At 29.3% G+C, this 22032-nt stretch carries 23 protein-coding genes and 2 other RNA genes; 20 read left to right on the plus strand and 5 right to left on the minus strand.

The window, feature by feature from the left end:
• Positions 1-11 precede the first annotated feature (11 nt).
• Positions 12-1910, minus strand: coding sequence for an NADH-quinone oxidoreductase subunit NuoF (locus P4S50_RS05745; protein ID WP_277733666.1), 1899 nt, complete (start codon positions 1908-1910; stop codon positions 12-14).
• Between the two features lie 12 nt (positions 1911-1922).
• Positions 1923-2435, minus strand: a complete 513-nt coding sequence (locus P4S50_RS05750; RefSeq protein WP_277733667.1) for an NADH-quinone oxidoreductase subunit NuoE family protein — start codon at positions 2433-2435, stop codon at positions 1923-1925.
• A 302-nt stretch (positions 2436-2737) separates the two neighbouring features.
• Here P4S50_RS05750 and prmA point away from each other — a divergent pair, with 302 nt between their 5' ends.
• The 13 genes from prmA (at position 2738) to P4S50_RS05815 (ending at position 13584) form a co-directional block, all read left to right on the plus strand.
• On the plus strand, positions 2738-3679 hold the full coding sequence (prmA, locus tag P4S50_RS05755) for a 50S ribosomal protein L11 methyltransferase (RefSeq protein ID WP_277733668.1): 942 nt from the start codon (positions 2738-2740) through the stop codon (positions 3677-3679).
• Between the two features lie 2 nt (positions 3680-3681).
• Complete coding sequence (locus P4S50_RS05760; protein WP_277733669.1) at positions 3682-4440, plus strand: 16S rRNA (uracil(1498)-N(3))-methyltransferase; 759 nt, start codon at positions 3682-3684, stop codon at positions 4438-4440.
• Positions 4433-5725, plus strand: coding sequence for a tRNA (N(6)-L-threonylcarbamoyladenosine(37)-C(2))-methylthiotransferase MtaB (gene mtaB, locus P4S50_RS05765; protein ID WP_277733671.1), 1293 nt, complete (start codon positions 4433-4435; stop codon positions 5723-5725). Before P4S50_RS05760 ends, mtaB begins: the two co-directional genes overlap by 8 nt.
• Positions 5726-5769: 44 nt before the next feature.
• Positions 5770-6108 (plus strand): histidine triad nucleotide-binding protein, encoded by a 339-nt coding sequence (locus P4S50_RS05770; protein ID WP_277733672.1) that lies wholly within the window; start codon positions 5770-5772, stop codon positions 6106-6108.
• A gap of 218 nt (positions 6109-6326) precedes the next feature.
• Positions 6327-6509 (plus strand): 30S ribosomal protein S21, encoded by a 183-nt coding sequence (gene rpsU, locus P4S50_RS05775; RefSeq protein ID WP_277733673.1) that lies wholly within the window; start codon positions 6327-6329, stop codon positions 6507-6509.
• Between the two features lie 19 nt (positions 6510-6528).
• Positions 6529-6972, plus strand: a complete 444-nt coding sequence (locus P4S50_RS05780; RefSeq protein ID WP_277733675.1) for a GatB/YqeY domain-containing protein — start codon at positions 6529-6531, stop codon at positions 6970-6972.
• 119 nt (positions 6973-7091) lie between these two features.
• The gene (locus P4S50_RS05785; RefSeq protein ID WP_277733676.1) at positions 7092-7574 is read left to right on the plus strand and encodes a TspO/MBR family protein; all 483 of its coding nucleotides are present in this window, start codon (positions 7092-7094) and stop codon (positions 7572-7574) included.
• Between the two features lie 99 nt (positions 7575-7673).
• The gene (locus tag P4S50_RS05790) at positions 7674-9284 is read left to right on the plus strand and encodes a response regulator (RefSeq protein WP_277733679.1); all 1611 of its coding nucleotides are present in this window, start codon (positions 7674-7676) and stop codon (positions 9282-9284) included.
• A 15-nt stretch (positions 9285-9299) separates the two neighbouring features.
• A complete protein-coding gene (locus P4S50_RS05795) occupies positions 9300-10595 on the plus strand; it encodes an NfeD family protein (protein WP_277733680.1) in 1296 nt (431 codons plus the stop codon).
• A 4-nt stretch (positions 10596-10599) separates the two neighbouring features.
• The gene (gene floA, locus P4S50_RS05800) at positions 10600-11583 is read left to right on the plus strand and encodes a flotillin-like protein FloA (protein ID WP_277733682.1); all 984 of its coding nucleotides are present in this window, start codon (positions 10600-10602) and stop codon (positions 11581-11583) included.
• An 11-nt stretch (positions 11584-11594) separates the two neighbouring features.
• Complete coding sequence (locus tag P4S50_RS05805; RefSeq protein WP_277733683.1) at positions 11595-12059, plus strand: hypothetical protein; 465 nt, start codon at positions 11595-11597, stop codon at positions 12057-12059.
• Positions 12060-12377: 318 nt separating this feature from the next.
• Positions 12378-12749 carry a CGGC domain-containing protein gene (locus P4S50_RS05810; protein WP_277733684.1) on the plus strand — a complete coding sequence of 124 codons (372 nt, stop codon included), beginning with the start codon at positions 12378-12380 and terminating at the stop codon, positions 12747-12749.
• Between the two features lie 157 nt (positions 12750-12906).
• Positions 12907-13584, plus strand: a complete 678-nt coding sequence (locus P4S50_RS05815; RefSeq protein WP_277733685.1) for a hypothetical protein — start codon at positions 12907-12909, stop codon at positions 13582-13584.
• 52 nt (positions 13585-13636) lie between these two features.
• Here the strand turns inward: P4S50_RS05815 and P4S50_RS05820 are convergent, their stop codons facing one another.
• A complete protein-coding gene (locus tag P4S50_RS05820; RefSeq protein ID WP_277733686.1) occupies positions 13637-14809 on the minus strand; it encodes an MFS transporter in 1173 nt (390 codons plus the stop codon).
• Between the two features lie 135 nt (positions 14810-14944).
• Here P4S50_RS05820 and P4S50_RS05825 point away from each other — a divergent pair, with 135 nt between their 5' ends.
• Both P4S50_RS05825 and P4S50_RS05830 read left to right on the plus strand, forming a co-directional pair.
• Entirely contained in the window at positions 14945-16726 is a 1782-nt protein-coding gene (locus P4S50_RS05825) for a helicase-related protein (protein WP_277733687.1), read from the plus strand.
• 299 nt (positions 16727-17025) lie between these two features.
• A complete protein-coding gene (locus P4S50_RS05830; protein WP_277733688.1) occupies positions 17026-17484 on the plus strand; it encodes a GyrI-like domain-containing protein in 459 nt (152 codons plus the stop codon).
• A 72-nt stretch (positions 17485-17556) separates the two neighbouring features.
• Here P4S50_RS05830 and P4S50_RS05835 read toward each other — a convergent pair whose 3' ends face one another.
• A complete protein-coding gene (locus P4S50_RS05835) occupies positions 17557-18213 on the minus strand; it encodes a helix-turn-helix transcriptional regulator (RefSeq protein ID WP_277733689.1) in 657 nt (218 codons plus the stop codon).
• A 347-nt stretch (positions 18214-18560) separates the two neighbouring features.
• On the opposite strand from P4S50_RS05835, the gene P4S50_RS05840 reads away from it, so the two are divergent.
• The 5 genes from P4S50_RS05840 (at position 18561) to P4S50_RS05860 (ending at position 21604) form a co-directional block, all read left to right on the plus strand.
• Positions 18561-19670, plus strand: coding sequence for a threonine synthase (locus P4S50_RS05840; protein ID WP_277733691.1), 1110 nt, complete (start codon positions 18561-18563; stop codon positions 19668-19670).
• 18 nt (positions 19671-19688) lie between these two features.
• Positions 19689-20063: a RidA family protein gene (locus tag P4S50_RS05845; RefSeq protein WP_277733692.1), complete on the plus strand. Its 375-nt coding sequence runs from the start codon at positions 19689-19691 to the stop codon at positions 20061-20063.
• Positions 20064-20309: 246 nt separating this feature from the next.
• Positions 20310-20658, plus strand: an RNA gene (rnpB, locus tag P4S50_RS05850) — RNase P RNA component class A.
• Positions 20659-20683: 25 nt separating this feature from the next.
• Positions 20684-21033, plus strand: a transfer-messenger RNA (tmRNA) gene (ssrA, locus tag P4S50_RS05855).
• 121 nt (positions 21034-21154) lie between these two features.
• A complete protein-coding gene (locus P4S50_RS05860; RefSeq protein ID WP_277733693.1) occupies positions 21155-21604 on the plus strand; it encodes a metallophosphoesterase family protein in 450 nt (149 codons plus the stop codon).
• A gap of 55 nt (positions 21605-21659) precedes the next feature.
• On the opposite strand, the gene P4S50_RS05865 is transcribed toward P4S50_RS05860, so the two are convergent.
• The gene (locus P4S50_RS05865; RefSeq protein ID WP_277733695.1) at positions 21660-21872 is read right to left on the minus strand and encodes a hypothetical protein; all 213 of its coding nucleotides are present in this window, start codon (positions 21870-21872) and stop codon (positions 21660-21662) included.
• Between the last annotated feature and the right edge of the window lie 160 nt (positions 21873-22032).

The following is a 22032-nucleotide window of genomic DNA, read 5'->3' on the forward strand; positions in this document are numbered from 1 at the left end:
TTCACCTGCCTTTATTTTTTATATATTGCATCTACTGGACATTTTGGAATACATGCCCCGCATTTAATACAAGTATCTTGATCTATAATGAAAGGCGGTTTTTTTACTTGACCTGAAATAGCGTTTACTGGACATATTTTAGCACAAATTCCACAAGCAACACATTTTTCATCTGAAATAACAACTTTCAATAGATTATTACAAACCCCAGAAGGGCAAGTTTTATCCTCTATATGGGATATAAACTCATCTTCGAAATATTTTAGTGTACTTAAAATAGGGTTAGGGGCAGTTTGACCAAGTCCGCATAAAGAGGCATTTTTTATATCGTATGAAAGTTCTTTTAATATATCTAAATCTTTCATTTCACCTTTTCCATCACTTATTTTAGTTAATATTTCTAAAAGTCGTTTGGTACCTATTCTGCATGGAATGCATTTTCCACATGATTCTTCTTGTGCAAACTCAAGATAGAATCTAGCAATATCAACCATACAGTCGGATTCATCCATTACTATCATACCTCCAGAACCCATCATAGATCCTATATCTGTTAAAGATTTAAAATCCATTTTTGTATCTAATAATTCAGCAGGTATACACCCTCCTGATGGGCCACCTGTTTGAACGGCTTTAAATTTTTTATTATGGTTGATTCCACCACCAATATCAAAAACTATTGTCTCAAGAGTTGTTCCCATTGGAACTTCTATAAGACCTGTATTATTTATTTGGCCAGCTAGAGCAAATACTTTTGTTCCTGCGCTATCTTCAGTTCCAATACCTGTATACCAAGAGGCACCCTTTAGAAGTATTATTGGGATATTTGAATAGGTTTCAACATTATTATTTAATGTAGGCTTACTCCAAAGTCCAGATTCAGCGGGAAATGGAGGGCGAGGTCTAGGTTCTCCTCTAAGACCCATAACTGATTGAATAAGAGCGGTTTCTTCACCACAAACAAAAGCTCCAGCACCTAGTCTTATATCCAAATCAAAACTAAATGAGGATCCCAATATATTTTGACCTAAAAGACCTACTTCTTTAGCTTGCTCTATAGCTATTTTTAGTCTTTCAACTGCTATTGGATACTCAGCTCTTACATATACATATCCTTGATTAGCACCTATACAATATCCTGCTATAGTCATTGCTTCTATTATACTGTGAGGATCTCCCTCTAGTATGGATCTATCCATAAATGCACCTGGATCGCCCTCATCAGCATTACATATTACGTATTTTGAATCATCTTTATAGGAGGCTGCGTATTCCCATTTGATTCCTGTTGGAAAACCACCACCACCACGACCTCTAAGTTTAGATTTTTTTATTTCCTCAATTATATCCTTAGGTGGTGTATTGTCTTTTAAAATATTTGCCAAAGCCATATAACCATCCATTGCTATATACTCATTTATATTTTCTGGATCTATAAGACCGCAGTTTCTAAGAGCTATTCGCATTTGGTGGTTGAAAAAATCTATTTCATCAATAGTTTTTTGAACTTCATCATTTTTAGGTGAGTGATATAAAAGTCTATCCACTAATTTCCCGTTTTGAATATGATCATTTATAATATCATCTACATCATCAGGAGATACTTGAACATAAAAGGTTCTATCTGGATGAACCACTAGTATTGGACCTAATTTACAAAACCCAAAACAACCTGTCTTAAATACCTTAACATCATTTTGTAAATTTCTTTTTTTTATCTCTTTTTCAAGTTTTCGTCTTACAAGATCACTTTTAGATGATGTGCAACCTGTTCCTGCGCAAATTAATATATGATATTTATTTATTTCTTTTTCTACACTTTCATCTTTAAATCTTATATTTATAGATTTAAGTTCGTGTTCTTTTAATTGTATTAAATCGTTAATACAATTTAATTTTTTAAAATTCAATAAAGTCACCTCCTAATTTAAAGTATTTGAATCTTTGTGCTCTTTGAGATACTTATATAATATAGAAGGGACATCAGCAGGAGATACTCTTCCATGCACCTCATCATTTATAGTTATAACTGGAGCCAGTCCACAAGCACCTATACATCGTGTTGATTTTAAAGTAAATAATTTATCCATACTGGTTTCATTTACATCTATATGTAGCTCTTCTTTTATTGCGTCTAAGATATCTTGGGCACCTTTTACATAACAAGCAGTTCCAAGGCAAACTCCTATAGTATATTTTCCTTGAGGTTCTTGTGAAAATAAAGAATAAAAGCTTACAACACCGTTAATAGTTGAAATTGGTATATCGAGTTCTTGGGATATATATGTTTGTACCTTTTCTGGTAAATATCCAAAATGCTCTTGTGATTTTTGCAAAATATTAATAAGCATACCTTTCTCATCTTTGTATTGGTTTATTATTTCGTCTAGTTTTTCAAAATCTTTTTTTTCATCTTCGTTTATTTTAATTTTCATGGTTTCACCTACCTTTTGCTTATAATGGAATTATTGTATAAATTCAAATGTATTATTTGTAAATATATACATAGTTATTCATTTTATTAAAAAAACAAAAAACAATTGATTGGCTTATATATCTTAATTGCTATATTGTATATACAAAGTTATTATTGTTGATAATAGGAATATATTTAGAAGAGAAAAGTTATGAAAAATAGGACACATGATATTTTGTGTAGATTCTTGTCTTGAATTGCTGTATAATAATTACTACAGTTAAATTGGAAAAAATAATTATATAAAAGGAAGGTATCGTTATGAAGTGGATTGAAGTTACAATAAAAACTACTACGGAAGCGGTTGAAGCGGTTACAAGTATTCTTTATGAGTGTGAAGTGGGCGGTGTAGTAATAGAAGATCCTAATGATTTTTTATTTCAAGATAAAGAAGAAATTGCTTGGGACTACATAGAAGAAAATGTATTTGATACAGGGTATGAAGGGGTTATAATAAAAGCCTATCTAAATGAACAAAAAAATATCGTTGGAGAAGTTGAAATGGTAAGAGAAAAGATCAAACTACTTCCAACGTATGGAATAAATATAGGAGAAGGTAGCGTTAATATAACTGAAGTTGATGAACAGGACTGGGCTAATTCGTGGAAACAATATTATAAGCCTGCTAAAGTTGGAGAAAAAATAGTTGTAAAACCTACATGGGAAGAGTATGAGAAAAACGAAGGTGATATAGTAATAGAGCTTGACCCAGGTATGGCATTTGGTACGGGAACTCATGAAACTACAACTATGTGTATAAGAGAATTAGAAAAAAGAGTAAATAAGGAAGATGCAGTATTTGATATAGGATGCGGAAGTGGTATATTATCTATTGCAGCGGCTAAGCTTGGAGCTAAAAAAACTATAGGTGTAGATCTTGACGAGGTTGCGGTTAAGGTTTCTAAAGAAAATGCAGAATTGAATAATGTAGATTCTTCTGTTGAAATAAGATATGGTAACTTAATGAATGTTGTTACTGAAAAAGCGGATATAGTAGTTGCTAATATTATAGCTGATATTATAGCTATACTTGCAAAGGATGTTTCTAATTTCTTAAATGAGGATGGATTATTCATATCATCAGGTATAATACTTGATAAAATAGAATTTGTTAAAGCTGCTCTTATAGAGAATAACTTTGAAATTTTAGAAGTTAATACTATGGGAGAATGGGCAGCTATTGTATCTAAAAAGGGTGAGTAAGAATGGATAGATTTTTTGTTGATTCTAATAATATAAATTTAGAACAAAAAGAATGCTTAATACAAGGTGATGATGTAAAGCATATATCAAAAGTTCTAAGATGTAATATTGGAGAAAAACTTGAAATATGTGATAAAAACAACAATGAATATATATGTGAAATAACAGATATAACAAAAAAAGAAGTATTTTTAAGTATAATAGAATCGGTAGATATTCAAAGAGAATGTGATATTAAAATAAAGTTGTATCAAGGGCTTCCAAAAGGGCAAAAGATGGATCTAATACTTCAAAAGTTAACAGAGATAGGGGTTAGTGAAATCATACCTGTTATAACAAAGAGAAGTGTTGCAAAACTTGAAGATAAAAAAGATAAGAAAATTCAAAGATGGGAAAGAATAGTTTATGAGGCGGCTAAGCAAAGTAAAAGAGGTATTATTCCAAAAATAAAAGGTCCTTTAAGTTTCAAAGAGGTTCTTTTAGATATGAAAGAAAATAGTATCAACATAGTTCCATACGAAAAAGAAAATTCAAAATCTATAAAGGACGCTATAAAAAAATCTAATATAAGTTCGGTAGGCATATTTATAGGTCCAGAGGGTGGATTTGATGAAGAAGAAATAAACATGCTTCAAGATATAGGAGCTACGTCTATAAGCTTAGGACCTAGAATACTAAGAACAGAGACTGCTTCAATAGTAGCATCTTCAATAGTTATTTATGAACTATCCCATCTAAAAGGAGAGGGTAGTATTGAATAAGGTAGCATTTTACACATTAGGATGTAAAGTAAATCAATATGAGACAGAGGCTATGACAGAACTGTTTAAAAAAGCTTCTTATGAAGTTGTAGACCATGAAGAATATGCAGATATATATGTGATAAATACGTGTACTGTAACTAATATGAGCGATAGAAAATCAAGACAATTCATAAGAAGGTCTAAAAAAATAAATCCTAATTCTATAATTGCAGTCGTAGGTTGTTATTCTCAAGTAGCTCCAGAGGAAATACTTGATATAGAAGAAGTGAATGTAGTTATGGGAACTAATGATAGAAATAAAATAGTAGAAATTATAGAGGGTATAAATGAACAGGATAAAATAAGTACGGTTGATGATATAATGAAGGTTAGGGAATTTGAAGAAATGCAAATAAAAGAGGTTAGAGGAAAGACTAGAGCATTTTTAAAGATACAAGAGGGATGCGATAGATTTTGTTCTTACTGTATAATTCCTTACGCAAGAGGACCAGTTAGAAGTAGATTGTTGGATAATATAGCAAGTGAAGTAAAAGATCTAGCTTCTAATGGGTTTAAAGAAATAGTATTAACAGGTATTCATGTAGCATCTTATGGAAAAGATTTAGGGGATGTTAATATACTTGATGTATTAAAAGAAATTCACAAAATAGATGGAATTGAAAGAATAAGATTAAGTTCTGTTGAGCCTCTTATGATGACTGATGAATTTATAGATGAGATATCTTCTATGGAAAAAATATGTCCGCATTTTCATTTGTCTCTTCAAAGTGGATGTGATGAAACTTTAAAAAGAATGAATAGAAAATACAATACGGAACAGTATAGAAATATTGTAAAGAATCTTAGAAAAAAAATAAAAAATGTAGCCATAACTACAGATGTAATTGTAGGATTTCCAGGAGAAACTGAGGATGAATTTGAGACAACATATAAGTTTTTAAAAGAAATACAGCTTTCTCAAATGCATGTATTTAAATATTCTCCTAGAAAAGGAACTCCAGCTGCTACTATGAAGGATCAAATTGATCCTAAGATTAAGCAAATAAGGAGTGAAAAACTTATGAGTTTATCTAATGAAAATAACAAGAAATTTATGGATGAATTTTTAAATAGTACTGTATCTGTATTATTTGAAGCCAAGCTTGAAAATGGATTTTATGAAGGTCTAACATCTAATTATATTAGAGTTTTGGCTAAATCTGATGATCATATAGAGGGAAAAATAGTGAATGTTAATTTAAATAATACAAAAGATGGATTCATAGAAGGAATTTTGGCTTAAAATAGAGTATATAATATTTAGATTACATTATGGAGGTGTACACTTTGGAAAATTGTATATTTTGTAAAATAATAAATGGAGAAATACCATCGAATAAAGTATATGAAGATGAAAAGGTATTAGCTTTTAAAGATATAAATCCTATAGCACCTGTGCATATATTAGTTATACCTAAGAAGCATTATGAATCTATAATTGATATACAAGATAATGAAATGGAGATAGTAGCTCATATTCATAAGATTATAAATAAAATTGCTGATGATATGAATTTTAAAGAAGATGGATTTAGAATAGTAAACAATTGTGGAGAAAATGCAGGTCAAGAAGTCAAGCATATTCATTATCACATAATTGGTGGAAAGACTTTAAATTGGCCATAAGTCGATTTAGTTAGATTTTAAATATTTAAGTGTTTAATATCATATATTAATTAAAAATTAATTCTCATAGTTGGTATATATGACTAAAAAGTACTTGAAAAAAATGAGGAAATGGTTTATAATGATTTGGTATGGTATTAAAACCCTGTAGTAAGCCAAGTTTATGATCGTAGCTATAGTTATAGCAGGATTGCTGGTATTGGAGGGAGGGAAGAAGAATGTCAGAAATAAAAGTAAGAGATAACGAAACTTTAGATAGTGCTCTTAAGAGATTTAAGCGTCAATGTGCTGTATCTGGAATATTATCTGAAGTTAGAAAAAGAGAGCATTACGATAAGCCAAGCGTAAAGCGTAAGAAAAAGTCTGAAGCTGCTAAGAGAAAAGCTAGCAAGAGAAGATAGTGAATAAGAGGTGGAGAGAATGTCTCTTAAGGCAAAGTTGATGGATGATTTGAAGCTTGCTATGAAGGAAAAGAATCAAGTGAAAAAATCTGTTATAACTCTTATAAGAGCTGCTGTTAAGCAGTATGAGGTAGATAATAGAGTTGAACTTGATGAGCAAGGTGTACTTGATATTGTTGTTAAGCAAATGAAACAAAGAAAAGATGCACTTGAAGAATTCACAAAAGCAGGTAGAGAAGATCTTATATCTCAAACACAAGAAGAAATGGAAATACTTAAAGATTACTTACCAGCTCAATTGAGTGAAGAAGAGATAGAAGTTATAGTAGTAGATACTATAAAGGAAATCGGAGCTTCTTCAATGAAAGAGATGGGAAAAGTAATGTCAGCCCTTATGCCTAAGGTAAAAGGAAAAGCTGACGGAAAAATTGTAAATGAATTAGTTAAAAAACACTTACAATAGATTTAAAAGACTAAAGCAGATGCTTTAGTCTTTTTATTTTGGAAAATTCCATGAAGCTAAAAAACAACGTATAAACGGTGTATACTATACATATAAATATATAAGAAAGGGTGGTGTATATGATAATAGACTTGAGAAATATAAAAAAGCTTATAATAAGTATATTAATACCTCTATTAGTAGGTGGTTTAAGTGGTTACATAACTATGGATTCTATGGAATTATATAAAGATTTAATTAAACCATCGTTTGCTCCTCCTGGTTATATATTTGGAATAATATGGCCTATTTTATATGTGCTTATGGGAATTGCTTCTTATAGAGTATGGAAATATGGAGATGATAGAAGGGAAGTTAAAAGTGCACTGAAATTTTATGCTATACAGCTTATATTGAATTTCTTATGGCCAATAATTTACTTCAATTTAGGACTTAGAGGATTTGCGTTAATATGGATTATATTACTTTTAATATTTGTTATTATAACTACTCTTAAGTTTTATAAAATAGATAAAGTTGCAGGAATTTTGATGATACCTTATGTATTATGGCTGATGTTTGCAACTGTTTTAAATTATTATACATGGATTTTAAATAAGTAAGAATCCCAATTTATTGGGATTCTTACTTATTTAAAAGGAATCATGTATACATTTGGAGAATTATTAATAAGGTAAACTTAAAAAAGGGGAGAGAGACCATTGATACATTCACAGTTTTTGATTGAGGATGCTATATATATGTTTTTGAATAATCAAAGGCAAAAACTAGACAAAACCATGATAATACTAATGAAATATAGGTTGAATAAAGGCTTAGAAGAGTATAAAAAAATATATCGTTTTTTTCATAATATAAAGGGGACTGCATCAATGTTCGAATTAAATGAATTATGCGATATAGCATCACATTATGAGTCGTATTTGGAAAACTATAAGGGTGATTTATGTAATGAGTATTTTGGAGAAATATTAAATGGATTAGCCTGTATTTACAAAGAAATTAATTGTATTAGAAATAAAAAATGTTTTAATAATTCCAATAATGATATACAGGAAAATATAAAAGAAGATAATAAAAATAAGACAATATTAATAGTGGATGATGATGTAGACTTATTGTCTTTATTAGAAAATATATTAAAAAAGCAGGGATATAATGTTATTAAATGTTTAGGCGCTAAAGATGTTATTTTCATACTAAATAATCAAAAAATTGATCTCATGATATTAGATATTATGATGCCGGATAAAAATGGGTTTGAATTATTAGACCAAGTTAAAAAAGAGAATATAAATGTTCCTATAATATTTTTAACAGCTAAAAATATAGTTAGAGATAGAATAAGAGCTTTAAAAGAGGGGGCAGAGGCTTATATAACTAAGCCCTTTCAAATTGAGGAATTAATTGTTAGGATAGAAAATATATTAAAAAAAGTTGATCATTATAATGGAAAAATAAGCAAAGATAATCTTACGGGAGCATACAATAAAGATTTTTTCAATGAAAAGATTAAAAGTATAGAAAACAGTATTGAATATAATGGAAGAATATCTATAGCATTTATAGATTTTGATTATTTTAAAAGTATAAATGATAAATATGGTCATTTAGCTGGAGATTATGCATTAAGTATACTTGTGAATGAGCTCAAAGAATCTCTCAGAGAAGAAGATGAGATATATCGTTTTGGAGGGGATGAGTTTTTAATTTTATTTAAGAATTTGCGAAAAGAACAAGTTTGTAATGTAATGCAGCGATGTTTAGATAATATAATGAAGAAAAATATTAATTACCGAGGAAATAATATAAAAATATCTTTTAGTGCTGGAATAACAACCACTTCTAAAAATGAACCTATAAATGAGGCTCTTGATCGTGCTGACAAAGCTTTGTATATTTCAAAAAATGAAGGAAGAGGAATGATAACTTATTTGGAAAAGGAATATACTAAGAAAAAAGTATTGTTAATAGATGACTCTAACATGATAGTTAGAATTATAAAGGATAGACTTGTGAATAATTATGATGTAGAATATAGTCACGATGGGAATGATGGAATAAAAATTTATGAAAGTTTCAAGCCTGATTTAGTTATAACAGACTATACGCTTCCTGGTATGGATGGTTGTGAGATCTGCGATTATATAAAGAATACTAAAAAAGATAAGCATACAAAGGTCTTTATATTGAGTTGCAATTGTAAACAGGAAGATATAGACGATTGCTATGAAAAGGGAGCAGACGATTATATAATAAAGCCATTCTGTCTATCCGATTTGGAAAAGAAAGTGGATAAAATACTTAATTGATAAGAAGGTGGGAATTTGAAAAAAATAGGGAAATTAGTATTAGTTTTATTTATGATGATTTTAATATTACCATATAAAGGATTTGCTGATTCGCAAAAAATAATATATAAAATTGATGTTGAGGGTGAAGTTAATAAGGGGATGTATCATTATATAAAAGAGTCGGTAGATGAAGCTAATAAAAAAAATGCAGATTATATACTCTTTGATATAGATACTTATGGAGGACGAGTAGATTCGGCTGTTGATATAAGTGATATAATAATAGAACAGGATACACCTACTATAGCTTATATAAATAAAAAGGCAGAATCGGCAGGGGTATTGATATCTATATCGTGTGATTATATATATATGAATGATTATTCTACCATAGGTTCAGCTGAAACAATACCTAATACGGAAAAAAACATATCATATTGGACATCGCAACTTAAAGCCGTAGCGGAACAAAAAGGAAGAGATCCTGAAGTTGTGGCAGCAATGGCGGACAAGGATATAAAGATAAAAGATTTAGTTAATAAAGGGAAGTTGCTGAATTTAACTACTAAAAAAGCAGATGAAATAAAATTTATAGATGGAGTAGCTTCCACAAATAAGGAAATTTACAATGACTTAAATATAGATAATTATGTTCAAAAAGATGCGACTATTAAGATGTCTGGGCTTTTTAGAAATATAATAACATCTACATATATTGCGCCTATTTTACTATCTTTAGGATTTATAGGTATGATATTAGAAATTTTAACACCAGGATTTGGATTTGGTGGTATAATAAGTATTATTGGATTTTCATTATTCTTTATGGGATCTATATATACAGGAAATTCCACAAGTACAACTGTATTTGTATTTGGAATAGGTATTGTTCTACTTATAATAGAGGCTATGGCTCCTGGGTTTGGAATATTTGGTACCATTGGAATAGGAAGTATTATATTTAGTATAATAATGGCTTCTAGTAATATGATGCAAGCTTTTGTTGTTATAATTATTTCGTTCACAGTAAGTATATTTGCTTTAATCTATATACTAAAAAAACTTCCTAAGAGAAAAATGTATAAGACTTTATTTCTAAGTACAACACTCAATGTTGAAAAAGGATATATTCCATCACAGGATAATAACATCTATTTAAACAAAGAAGGAATAACTATTTCAGATTTAAGACCATCTGGTAAAATTGAGATAGATGGTGAGATACTGGATGTAATAACTGAGGGAATATTTATTGAGGTTGGACAAAAGGTAAAGGTAGCGAAAGTTGAATCAAACAAAATAATAGTAAGACATATTAAGGAGGGTTAAAATTATGTTAGGACCGATAATAGGGATAGCTTTAATAGTTATACTTATAGTTTTATTTTTTAGTTTTATACCAGTTGGACTTTGGGTTACAGCTTTATTCTCAGGAGTTAAGATATCTATTTTAACACTTGTAGGAATGAGATTTAGAAGAGTTTCACCTGCTAGAATTGTAAATCCAATGATAAAGGCTACAAAAGCAGGGTTAAATCTTGGAATAGACAGTCTAGAGGCTCATTATCTAGCTGGAGGAGATGTCAATTCTGTTGTCGATGCTTTAATTGCAGCTCAAAGAGCTAATATAAATCTTGAGTTTGAACAAGCAGCAGCTATAGACCTTGCGGGTAGAGATGTACTTGAGGCTGTTCAAGTTAGTGTAAATCCTAAGGTTATAGAAACACCAAAGATTGCAGCTATGGCAAAGGATGGTATAGAAGTTATAGCAAGAGCAAGAGTTACTGTAAGAGCCAATATTGAAAGATTAGTTGGGGGAGCAGGAGAAGAAACTATAATAGCAAGAGTTGGAGAAGGTATAGTTACAACTGTAGGTTCATCTGTTAATCATAAGGCAGTTCTTGAGAATCCAGATTCTATATCACAAAGAGTATTAGAAAAAGGTCTTGATTCTGGAACGGCATTTGAAATACTATCTATAGATATAGCTGATGTTGATGTTGGAAGAAATATAGGAGCACAACTTCAAACTGATCAAGCTGAAGCCGATAAAAAGATAGCTCAAGCAAAAGCTGAGGAAAGAAGAGCAATGGCAATAGCAAAAGAGCAAGAAATGAAGGCTATGGTTGAGGAAATGAGAGCTAAGGTTGTTGAAGCAGAGGCTGAAGTTCCACTGGCTATATCAGAGGCATTCAAAAATGGAAATTTAGGTGTTATGGATTATTATAACCTTAAAAATGTTATGGCTGATACAGATATGAGAGAGTCTATATCTAAAGTAGGTTCTAATAAACCTAATACGAAGACTGATAAATAAGGTGTGATAATATGGAAGGCATATTAATACCGGCTATTATATATGTGTTGAGTATAGTATTCAAATCTTTCTTTAAAGAAGGGGAAGATGAAAATGCTGAAACTAAAAAAGAAGGTTCTTTATTAAAAAATGTAAATGATACATTTGAGAAAATAAAAACTAATTTGAATGAATCTAGTTATGATGAAAAAAAGCAAAAATATATGAAAAAATTTAAAAAAGAATATAAAGAACTTAATAAAAACACAGGTGAAACTATATCACCAATAGTTACAGAAGATATTGAAGATACACAAAATCTAAAAGATTTAAATAAAAATATTAATCAGGAAGAAACTATAGATACAGATTGTCAAAGAAATACTAAAAATATAAATTCAGATAAAGTGTTTGATCTTTTCTCAGATTCAGATGATTTGATTAGAGGAATTGTTATGTCTGAGATATTGAGTAAACCTAAAAGTATGAGAAGGTAATAGTAGCTATCTTAAAATAGAAAGTAATTTCTATTTCAAGATAGCTTTTTTATATAATAAGGGATTATAAAAGTTTCATTCTGTGGATAACGTTGATTGAAGAACTGCACTTGCAATTATTTTTAAGCAACAGAGTCGTTAGACTTGTTGGCGCTATGAACGCAGTGAATTTTGAGAACGGAGCCTGGAAGGATCGTTGGCGACATGAGTCACCGCGTTATCGAGTAGACGAATTTTTTTTGTGATAATTAGCACATAAATTTATTTTCAATAATGATATAATAAACTTTAATTTTATAAAATATGGAGGAAAATAAGATGAAAAAGGTTGCTATATATGTATGTGGAGAAGTTTCTAAAAAATGCACTGCAAATGGATGTTTAAGAACATTTAATCAAAAGGAAGATTCTTTTAAAAGATATGAAGATATAGGGTGTCAATTGGTTGGCTTTAATAATTGTAATGGATGTGATGAAAATCCAGTAGAAAGTCTTAAAGTGAAAATAGAAAAACTTAAAAAAGCAGATGTAGACACAATACATTTATCTACATGTATAAGAGGTAGGTGTGACCACTACGAGGAATTTGCTAAAGAATTTGCTAAACATTTTGATGTTATTGGATATACACATGGTTCATCTAATGGAAAAAAGAATAATAATGTAAATATAGATAAATATACGCTCTAGAATTATATATTATATAAAAAACCTACCTAACAATGAATTGTAACCTAGCTGTAACTATTTGTTGCAATAAATACGTTATTATATAGTTAAGCAAACGGCGTAGGAAACAAAAAGAGTAGCGCTGTAAACTATATAATTTATAGGAGGGGTAAATAAAATGAAATTAAATAAATTATTATTATCATTAGTATTAGCAACTAGTATTACAGTTGTAGGATGTGGAGTTAAGGAAGAACCAATTGATAATGTACAGAAAGAAGAACAAACTCAAAATGAACAAGTTAGTTTAAGCTATGATACAACTAAAGAGGTATTGGAGGTAAAAGATAAAAATACAAAAGTATTTTATCCTCAGATAAAGGATTATCCAGGTGAGCTTTTAATGGATTATATCAACCAAAGTCTTAAAAAAACTGCTGATTTATATGCAAATGAAGATCCTTATACTGATGTTAAGGTAGATTATGAAATTACAAAAATGGATAATGATATATTAAGTGTATTATTTAAAGGTACAGGTAAAATAGAAGGCCATGGAGAAATAAACATTAAGCACAGTGTAAATATTGATATGAAATCTTCAAACGAAATTAACTATAATAATTTAGTTAAAGATAATGATGGATTAATGAAGATGTTAAATAAAAAGGCTAAAGAAAAAGGATTAGAATCAGTTGAAGCAGAAGGAATACGCGTATACTTTGAAGAAGAAAATGTAGTGTTCTATTATATGCCTTTAGATGATAGTGCAAAAGAATTTATCGAGTTAAGCATTCCAATGAATGAATTAAAAGGATTATTAAATACTGAATTTGGAGAAATTCCAGCAAGTTAAAATATGCAAGCATGAAAAATGGTGATTATTAATTTAATAATCACCATTTTTTTTAAATATCCCATATTTTTAGTTTTTTTAGGAAATAAAGAGCAATCAATTGACCGCTTCCTATAAAAAGTAAAAAGTAATTAAGTACCCTTTCATTTTTTATGAAAGTTAAAAAAATCATTAATAAGGTTGTACTTACTATTCTTCCTGTATTAAGAGCAATATCTCTATTTATAATATATTCAATTCTCATATTCTCTTCATTATGCTGTGATAGGACATTAAAAGTAGCAGATGTCATAGGTACATAAAAAAATGGTACAGCTATTGCATCTAGGACAATAAAGAATAATATGGAATAATAGTTAATTTTGAAAACTAGTCCTAAAACTGAAATAAACATTAATATTGTACCTATATGCAGGGCAAACATTCTTCGTTTAGGCTTTATAAATTTTTGTTCTAATATATAAGATGCTGATGAAATTAAGTAAGCAATAAAAAATAGTTTTCCTAGTTCCATTTCACTGCCTGTTGTTTTGTATATTAGTATATTGAGTAAAAATAGTATTACAACGTCTCTTAGTCCCCAAGCAGCTGTACTTTTTCTTAAATTATTCCAATCAAAATTATTACTACCTATTATTTTCTTGAAATTCAGTTTTTGTCCATAGTGTTGTGAGCGAAGCAATAAACTTATAAGTATTAAAATAACAAAAGATATTAATGAGAGTAAAAATACTATCATATATCCTGTAGTATTATTACCTCTATCAATAATATAAGCTGCTGCAAAAGGAGCAATGGCAGCGGGTATTCCTGCCATAAAACCATTATATCCATTAAAAGTATCTCGGTTGTTAGTAGATGTGAAATCAAAACTTAGTACATCAAAAGCAAGCCAGTAAAATCCTCCTGCTATTCCGAATAATATACCTAGAGGGTAAATGTATTTTATAATATTATCTTTTATTAAAATAATTAAAATAAAAAATAATATATAAAATACAATTCCGATTCTAAGAGCCCATACTCCGTTCTTTTTTTTTGACAGCCATCCTGCTATAGTAAAAGAAATTGGTAAAAATATATATTGAATTAGATTATACTGTGCAATCATGATAAAATCATTTGATTTTTTCCATAAGAATATATTAACAAAAACATTAGATAAACCTTTAGCAAGGGTAAATAATCCACTAATTATTAATAGGATTTTTGCTTCTTTTGACATTAATACCTCCCAAAATATAAGTATTTTAAATTTATTTATTACTTTATTGTTTTCAATTAATATGAAAATTATAATGGCAAAAAAACTCATTTTTATCTACAAAATAGCAAACACTAATTACAAGGAGGAATGAAAATGAAAGTATCAGTAGCAGAAAAAGAACTTAAAAAACTTAAAAATCATATAAAGCAGACTGAACAAATAATAAAGAATACAAAAATAAATGCACTGTGGGAGCATGAAGCAGCTCTTCGTAAAAAATTAAAACTTATAGCAGAAATACAGCAAATATTTAATAAAAAAAGAAATTCTACAAAACAAAAGGAAGCAAATAAATTATATGAAAAATATGAGGAACTACTGAATTATGTATCTGAGAGATTGCTTTTAGACTATAATCAAAAAAATAATGCAGATCATAAATTGGAAGAAATAATAAGTTCAGACTATAAAAGTTATAAAAGTTCAGGATTGATGAATGTTTTGATTACAAAATATATTCCAAAGTTGATAAATGAAAAAATGGATATAATATTTCCTCAAAATCCAAAGGATGAATATAAACAAGCAAGAAAAATAAAGAGAACTATTTATCTACATTTAGGAGAAACCAATACAGGTAAAACATACAATGCAATGCAAAGACTTAAAAAAAGTAGAAATGGAATATATCTTGCTCCTCTTAGAATACTTGCATTAGAAAACTATGAAAGATTAAATAATGAAGGGGTAACATGTAATTTATTTACGGGAGAAGAAGAGATAATCCATCAAAATGCAAATCATATTTCATGTACTATAGAAAAATTAAATATAAATGAAGAATTTGAAACAGCAGTAATTGATGAAATACAGATGATATTTGATGAAAAAAGAGGAGCAGCATGGACTAAAGCGCTATTAGGACTAAGATGCAGGGAAATACATATATGTGGAGCATTAAATGCAAAAAAATTATTGATTGATATTATAAAAGACATAGGTGATGATTATAAGATCAAAGAGTATAATCGAAATATTCCACTTGAAATAGAAGAAAAGTCGTTTAGATATAAAGATGTTAAGGATGGAGATGCACTAGTTGTGTTTTCTAAAAAAAGAGTTCTTGAACTTGCTTTGTTTTATTCGAATTTTGGAATTAAATGCAGCATAATATATGGTGACTTGCCGCCGGAAGTTAGAAAGAAGCAATATGCTCAATTTTTAAATAAAGAAACATCTATTTTAATTACAACAGATGCTATTGGTATGGGGGTTAATCTTCCTATTAAGAGAATAGTCTTTATGGAGATAAAAAAGTTTGATGGAAAAGAGTTCAGATTTTTAAATTCTCAAGAAGTTAAACAAATAGCAGGCAGAGCGGGGAGAAAAGGAATTTATGATATTGGGTATGTTGCTGCATATGGAGATAATTATGAATTTATAAATGAATCTATTAATAAGAAAGATAACGATATTGAATATGCGGTTTTAGGTCCAAGTGAAGACATATTGAATATAGAAAATGTTTCTTTGACAGAAAAATTGTCAGTTTGGAGTGAGAAAGAATGTAATTCGTTATTATATGAAAAAATGGATATAGGTGATTATTTAATTGTGCTACATAATATAAGAACATATAAGCTTTCGCAAATTGATCAATGGAAGCTTTTGAAGATACCATTTGATGTGGATAATAAAGAACTTATGGATACATTTATATCATATGTTGATGAAATATTTATCGCCAAAAGAAATGAACTCTTCAAACCTATGTATAAATTTGAATCTCTTGATGAACTAGAAATTTATTATCAAAAGATAAATTTGTATTATTCTTTTGGGAAAATTTTTAGACTTAATATTGATGAAGAATGGATATATGAAGAAAGGAAGAAGTTGAGTGAAAAAATAAATAATTTATTACTTAAGATATAATAAAAATAAGTATTAAAAAAGGTGAGATGAAAATTATCAACTACAGTTATAGAAGGTTAAAGAAAAAACTTTTGAATGCTAGTTCAACTAGGTGCTGTATTTAACTGTTATAATATCTTTTGGTGATCACATTAATATTATTCTCACACAATACATATGAGGAAATATTAAAAATAAACTAGAGATAACTTTAAAAACTGTAAATAAGTTTTAAAATAAGACATACAGATGTCATATTAACTTTATTATACTATATTTAGTTCGTAGAAATGAACAAATAAAATGATGAGGTGGAAAATATGAAATATGAAGTAGTAACATTAGATAAGAAAGTTGTTGTTGGAAAATCAATTAGAACAACGAATAAAAATGGACAATCAATGCAGGATATTGGATCAATGTGGAAAAAATTTATTAATGAATATATATATGAGAGTATTAAAAATAAGGTTGATGAAAAAGGAATAGGGTTGTATACAGAATATGAGGGAGATGCAACACAATCTTATACGTTTATGTGCTGTTGCGAAGTTACAGAAACTGATAATGGTGATGGGCTTGATATAAAAATAATTAATGAAGGGAAGTATGCAAAGTTTACTGTTAAAGGTAATATGGTTAAAGTAGTAGGTGAAGCATGGTGCAAGATATGGAATATGGATTTGGATAGAAAATATGATAGTGATTTTGAATTATATCACAATGATTCAGAAGATATAAATAACCAAACTATAGATATATTTATATCGTTAAATTAATTTTAGATAAAAAAGTGATGTAAATACAATATTTACATCACTTTTTTATTTAAAGTAATAGAGTGTATATCTCTACTGATGATTTGAATTTTTTTTTATTTCATCTAAATATGAATAGACTGTAACTCTTGAGATACCAAGTTTTTCTGCTACTTTATCAACAGAGCCTTTAGTAAGAAAAATTCCTTTATTGAACATAAATGTCAACATTCTAATGCTATCCTTTTTTTTAAGGTTATTTAAATCTGTATTACCTATTGTTTTATCAATTATGTTATCTATTACTTCGGTTACATTATCAAAAGGTTCTGCTTGAATTCCAGTATTATCGTTATTATATGGCTCTATTTCCTTGAAAAAATTATTTAAAAAACTTTTCATTTTCATTAAATCTTCGATTTCGAAATTTATGCAAAATGCTCCTATTACTTCTTCGTTTTCATCTCTTATAAGAGATGTGGAGGATTTTATTTGTTTTCCATTTTCGGCTTTAAAAATGTAATTAGCATTGTAATCATTTTTGAAATTTTTTGATAGGAGAACTTGTTTGACAAGATGGTCAAATGATTGTCCTGTTTGTCTACCTGTTACACATCCATTTGCAACATACACAACAGAACTTTGTGGTGTTGATAAATCATGTATTATTACTTCGCATTTATTTCCGAAAGAATCTGCTATCATATCAGCTAAAGCTTTATAAGGTGTTAATTTTTTCGATATCTTCATATTTTCACTCCGTATAAATTATTATATGATATATGATATCATATAATAATTTATTATACAAGTTAATATTATAATGAAGAATATTGAACTTATAATAGGTTGTTATTGAAAAAATACTCTTTTATTCTCAAAAAAATGTAAAAAAATATACTCGATTCGAGGTTTGTATAAAAAATTATTGACAATATATAAAAAAATATATAGCATGTAATTATAAATAAAATAGCTGTAACGTTGTAATAGAAAGAAAAGAGATTTTGTTTGCAAGAGTATTTTTTGCAAAAAAGTAAATGGTTTACATGGAAAAATGAATGATTTATATAAAAAATTATATGGAGGAGATTGTTATGAAATATGTATGTAAAAAATGTGAAAATATATATGCGCCTAATCCAGAAGTGATAAAGTGTGAATGTGGAGGCGCTCTATGGCTTGATTATGAAGGTAAGCTAAAAAAATCAGATATTCACCAAAATGATTTTACTATGTGGAGATATTCAGCAGCGTACCCTGTTAAAAGAGAAGATGTTAAAATTTCTTTTGGTGAAGGATTAACACCTTTTTCTACTATTGATTATAAAGAGTATGAGATTATAGTTAAACAAGATAATCTAATGCCAACGGGTTCGTTTAAAGATAGAGGAGTAGCAATGGTGACTAATTATCTTAATAATCTTGGTGTAACTAAATTTACAGAAGATTCAAGTGGCAATGGGGGCTCTGCATTTGCAGGTTATTGTGCTCTAGGACGAATTGATTGTAAAATATTTGTTCCAGCTGGAACTTCTGAAGGAAAAATAGCGCAAATGAAAGTTTATGGAGCGAATTTAGTTGAAGTAGAAGGAACACGAGCACATGTTGCAAGTGAAGCTATGAAAAGCATTGATGGAAGTATTTATGTTGGACATAATTGGCATCCCTTTTTTGTTCATGGAGTTAAATCTGTTGCTTATGAAATGTGGGAGCAAAATGGATTTAAGGCTCCTGATAATGTAATATGTGTTGCAGGGAATGGAAGTATGATAATTGGTGTTTATTTAGGATTCAAAGAATTATTAGATTCTGATGAAATTGATAGAATGCCAAAAATATATGGTATTCAAGCTGACAACTATAATACATTATATCGTGAGTTTGTAGGAGATGACATTGAGTTTAAACCATTACCAACAATTGCTGAAGGTATATCTATTTACAAATCGACTAAACATGAAGAGGTTGTAGAGTTTGTAAAAAAAACAAAGGGTAAGTTTATAAGCGTAACAGAAGATGAAATCAAAAATGCACTTCTAGAAATTGGTGAAAAAGGATTTTATATAGAACCAACATCTGCAGCAGCATTTGCAGGTCTTAATAGATTAATTGATGAAAAGATAATTGACAAAAGTGAACAGACGGCCATCATAATATCTGGGAACGGATTAAAAGCAACCGATAAAATAATGAAATTATTGTAGGTTAATAAGGAGGTAAATATGAAATCAATATCAACAAATAATGCATTGAAACCAGCTGGGCACTACTCACAAGCAATAGTTCATAACGATATAATATATATATCTGGACAATTTGCAATAAATCCTATAACGGGTGAGAAAGAGCATGGAACTATCAATGAACAAGTTGAAAGAGTGCTAAGTAACATTGAATTGATACTTAAGGAAGCCGGAAGTTGTAAGAATAAAATCATTAAGATGACGATATATATTTCAGATTTAGAATTATGGGATGAAGTTAATGATACTTACAGTAAGTTTTTTAAACATCATAAACCTGCGAGGGTAATAATTTCAAGTAGAGAACTGCACTTTGGATTTTCTGTTGAAATTGATGCTATAGGTTATATTTAATACTATATAATTTGAATTTCAGTATTACAGAACCAAGTTCCAAGTTTTGAAGAATTTACATTTGACTGTGATATACGCAAGATGATATCATGTGATTTATCCGAAAGCTAAAAGTTCTAATACTCCATCCTTTCAAGGTTGGAGATAAGAACTTAACAGCTTCTGGATTAGTTCAGCTAAAAATTCAGATGGAGTGAAAATTCCATCTGAATTAAGTTTCACTTTATCGACAGACAAACTAAATAATGAGTAAGTCGGATAGTCGCAGATGCCTTTATAGGCAGACGAGGAAAGTCCGAGCTCCGTAGAGCAGGGTGCTGGGTAATACCCAGTGGAGGCGACTCTAAGGATAGTGCAACAGAAATAAACCGCCACAATTAATTGTGGTAAGGATGGAAAGGTGAGGTAAGAGCTCACCAGCAGCTAGGTGACTAGTTGGCTATGTAAACCCCACCTGGAGCAAGACCAAGTAGGGACATGAAAAGAGGGCTGCTCGCTCTCGTCCCGTTGGTAGGTCGCTTGAGTCTACTGGCAACAGTAGGCCTAGATAGATGACTATTTAACACAAAACTCGGCTTATAGATTTACTCATTATATTCAAAAATTATTAAAACAATCTCGGGGGCGTAATGGTCTCGACGAGGGTTTGGAACTTGAAGTTGCGAGTCGTGTTTTACTGGTTCATGTAAAAATCAGTACTTAAATATAAACGCAAACAATAATTACGCATTAGCAGCTTAATTAATGCTGCTCGTTCTACTAAGCTTAACCCGCAATCTTAAGTAGGGCGCCATTTTAGCGGGGAACTGTCTTTAGGATGTCTTGACTAAAGATCGAATAACTAAGACTAGTCTTTTTTAAAGCCTGCTGCTAGGTGTTAAAAAGATGATATAAAAATTAGCAGCTACACTCGTAGAAGCTTTAAGGAAAAAACTTTCGGACAGGGGTTCAACTCCCCTCGTCTCCACCAGTCAAATCCGCGACAACTACTAAATAGTTGGGTGTGGATTTTTTTATTTATATTTTTCTAGCTTGGAGCTATATTCAAAGGGCATACTATAGATATTAATACTTAAAGAAAGGATAAAGTTATGAAAATTGGAATTATATCAGATACGCATGGCTTATTAAGGGACGAGGTTGTACAGCATCTTCAAGGATGTGAATATATTTTTCATGCAGGAGATATAGGAAGTGAAGAACTTTTATACGACTTACAAGAAATTGGGCATGTATATGCTGTTCGTGGTAATGTTGATAGAGAAAAATGGGGATATACTCTTCCTTTTAAAGTAAGTGGTGTTATAGATAACTTGAGGTTTTGTATGGTACATGATAAGAAAGACATTCCTAAAAATTTAGAGAATATTGACTTGATTATTTATGGTCATTCCCATAAATATGAGGATAAAGAGATACAAGGTGTACGTTATTTCAATCCTGGTAGTTGTGGAAAAAAGAGATTTTCGTTACCATTATCTATGGGAATAGGTGAGATAAATGGAGAAAGAATACTGTTTGAGAAGATAAATATTATGTAATGCGTTGGTTGATAAATTAAGGTTAGCACTCCAATGCATTACATAATATAATAGCTTAATTCTTATATTTTATAAATGTTTTATATAGTATCCAAATATATGAAACTATAAATATAGTCAATATTATTGAAAGGTGGTTTAAGAAAAATTGTGAAAAAGATGCGCCTAAAAGTATGCCTAATGATATAAGACAAATTTTAAGTAAACTATAATCCAAAATAGTATAATTTCTAGAAGCATTTAATATTTTGTTAATCAAATTTTTCATAATTGTTACCCCCTTCATATAAGATTAGAGTATTTGTATAAGTATTTTATACCCAATAATTATAATTGTTAACATCTGTTAAGTTTATATTTAGAATTATAATTAAAAAATTTCAAAATAAAATTTGGTTTTTACAAAGACAGATAATGGAAGAATTATT

The organism is Tepidibacter hydrothermalis (genome assembly GCF_029542625.1).
GTDB lineage: Bacteria > Bacillota > Clostridia > Peptostreptococcales > Peptostreptococcaceae > Tepidibacter_A > Tepidibacter_A hydrothermalis.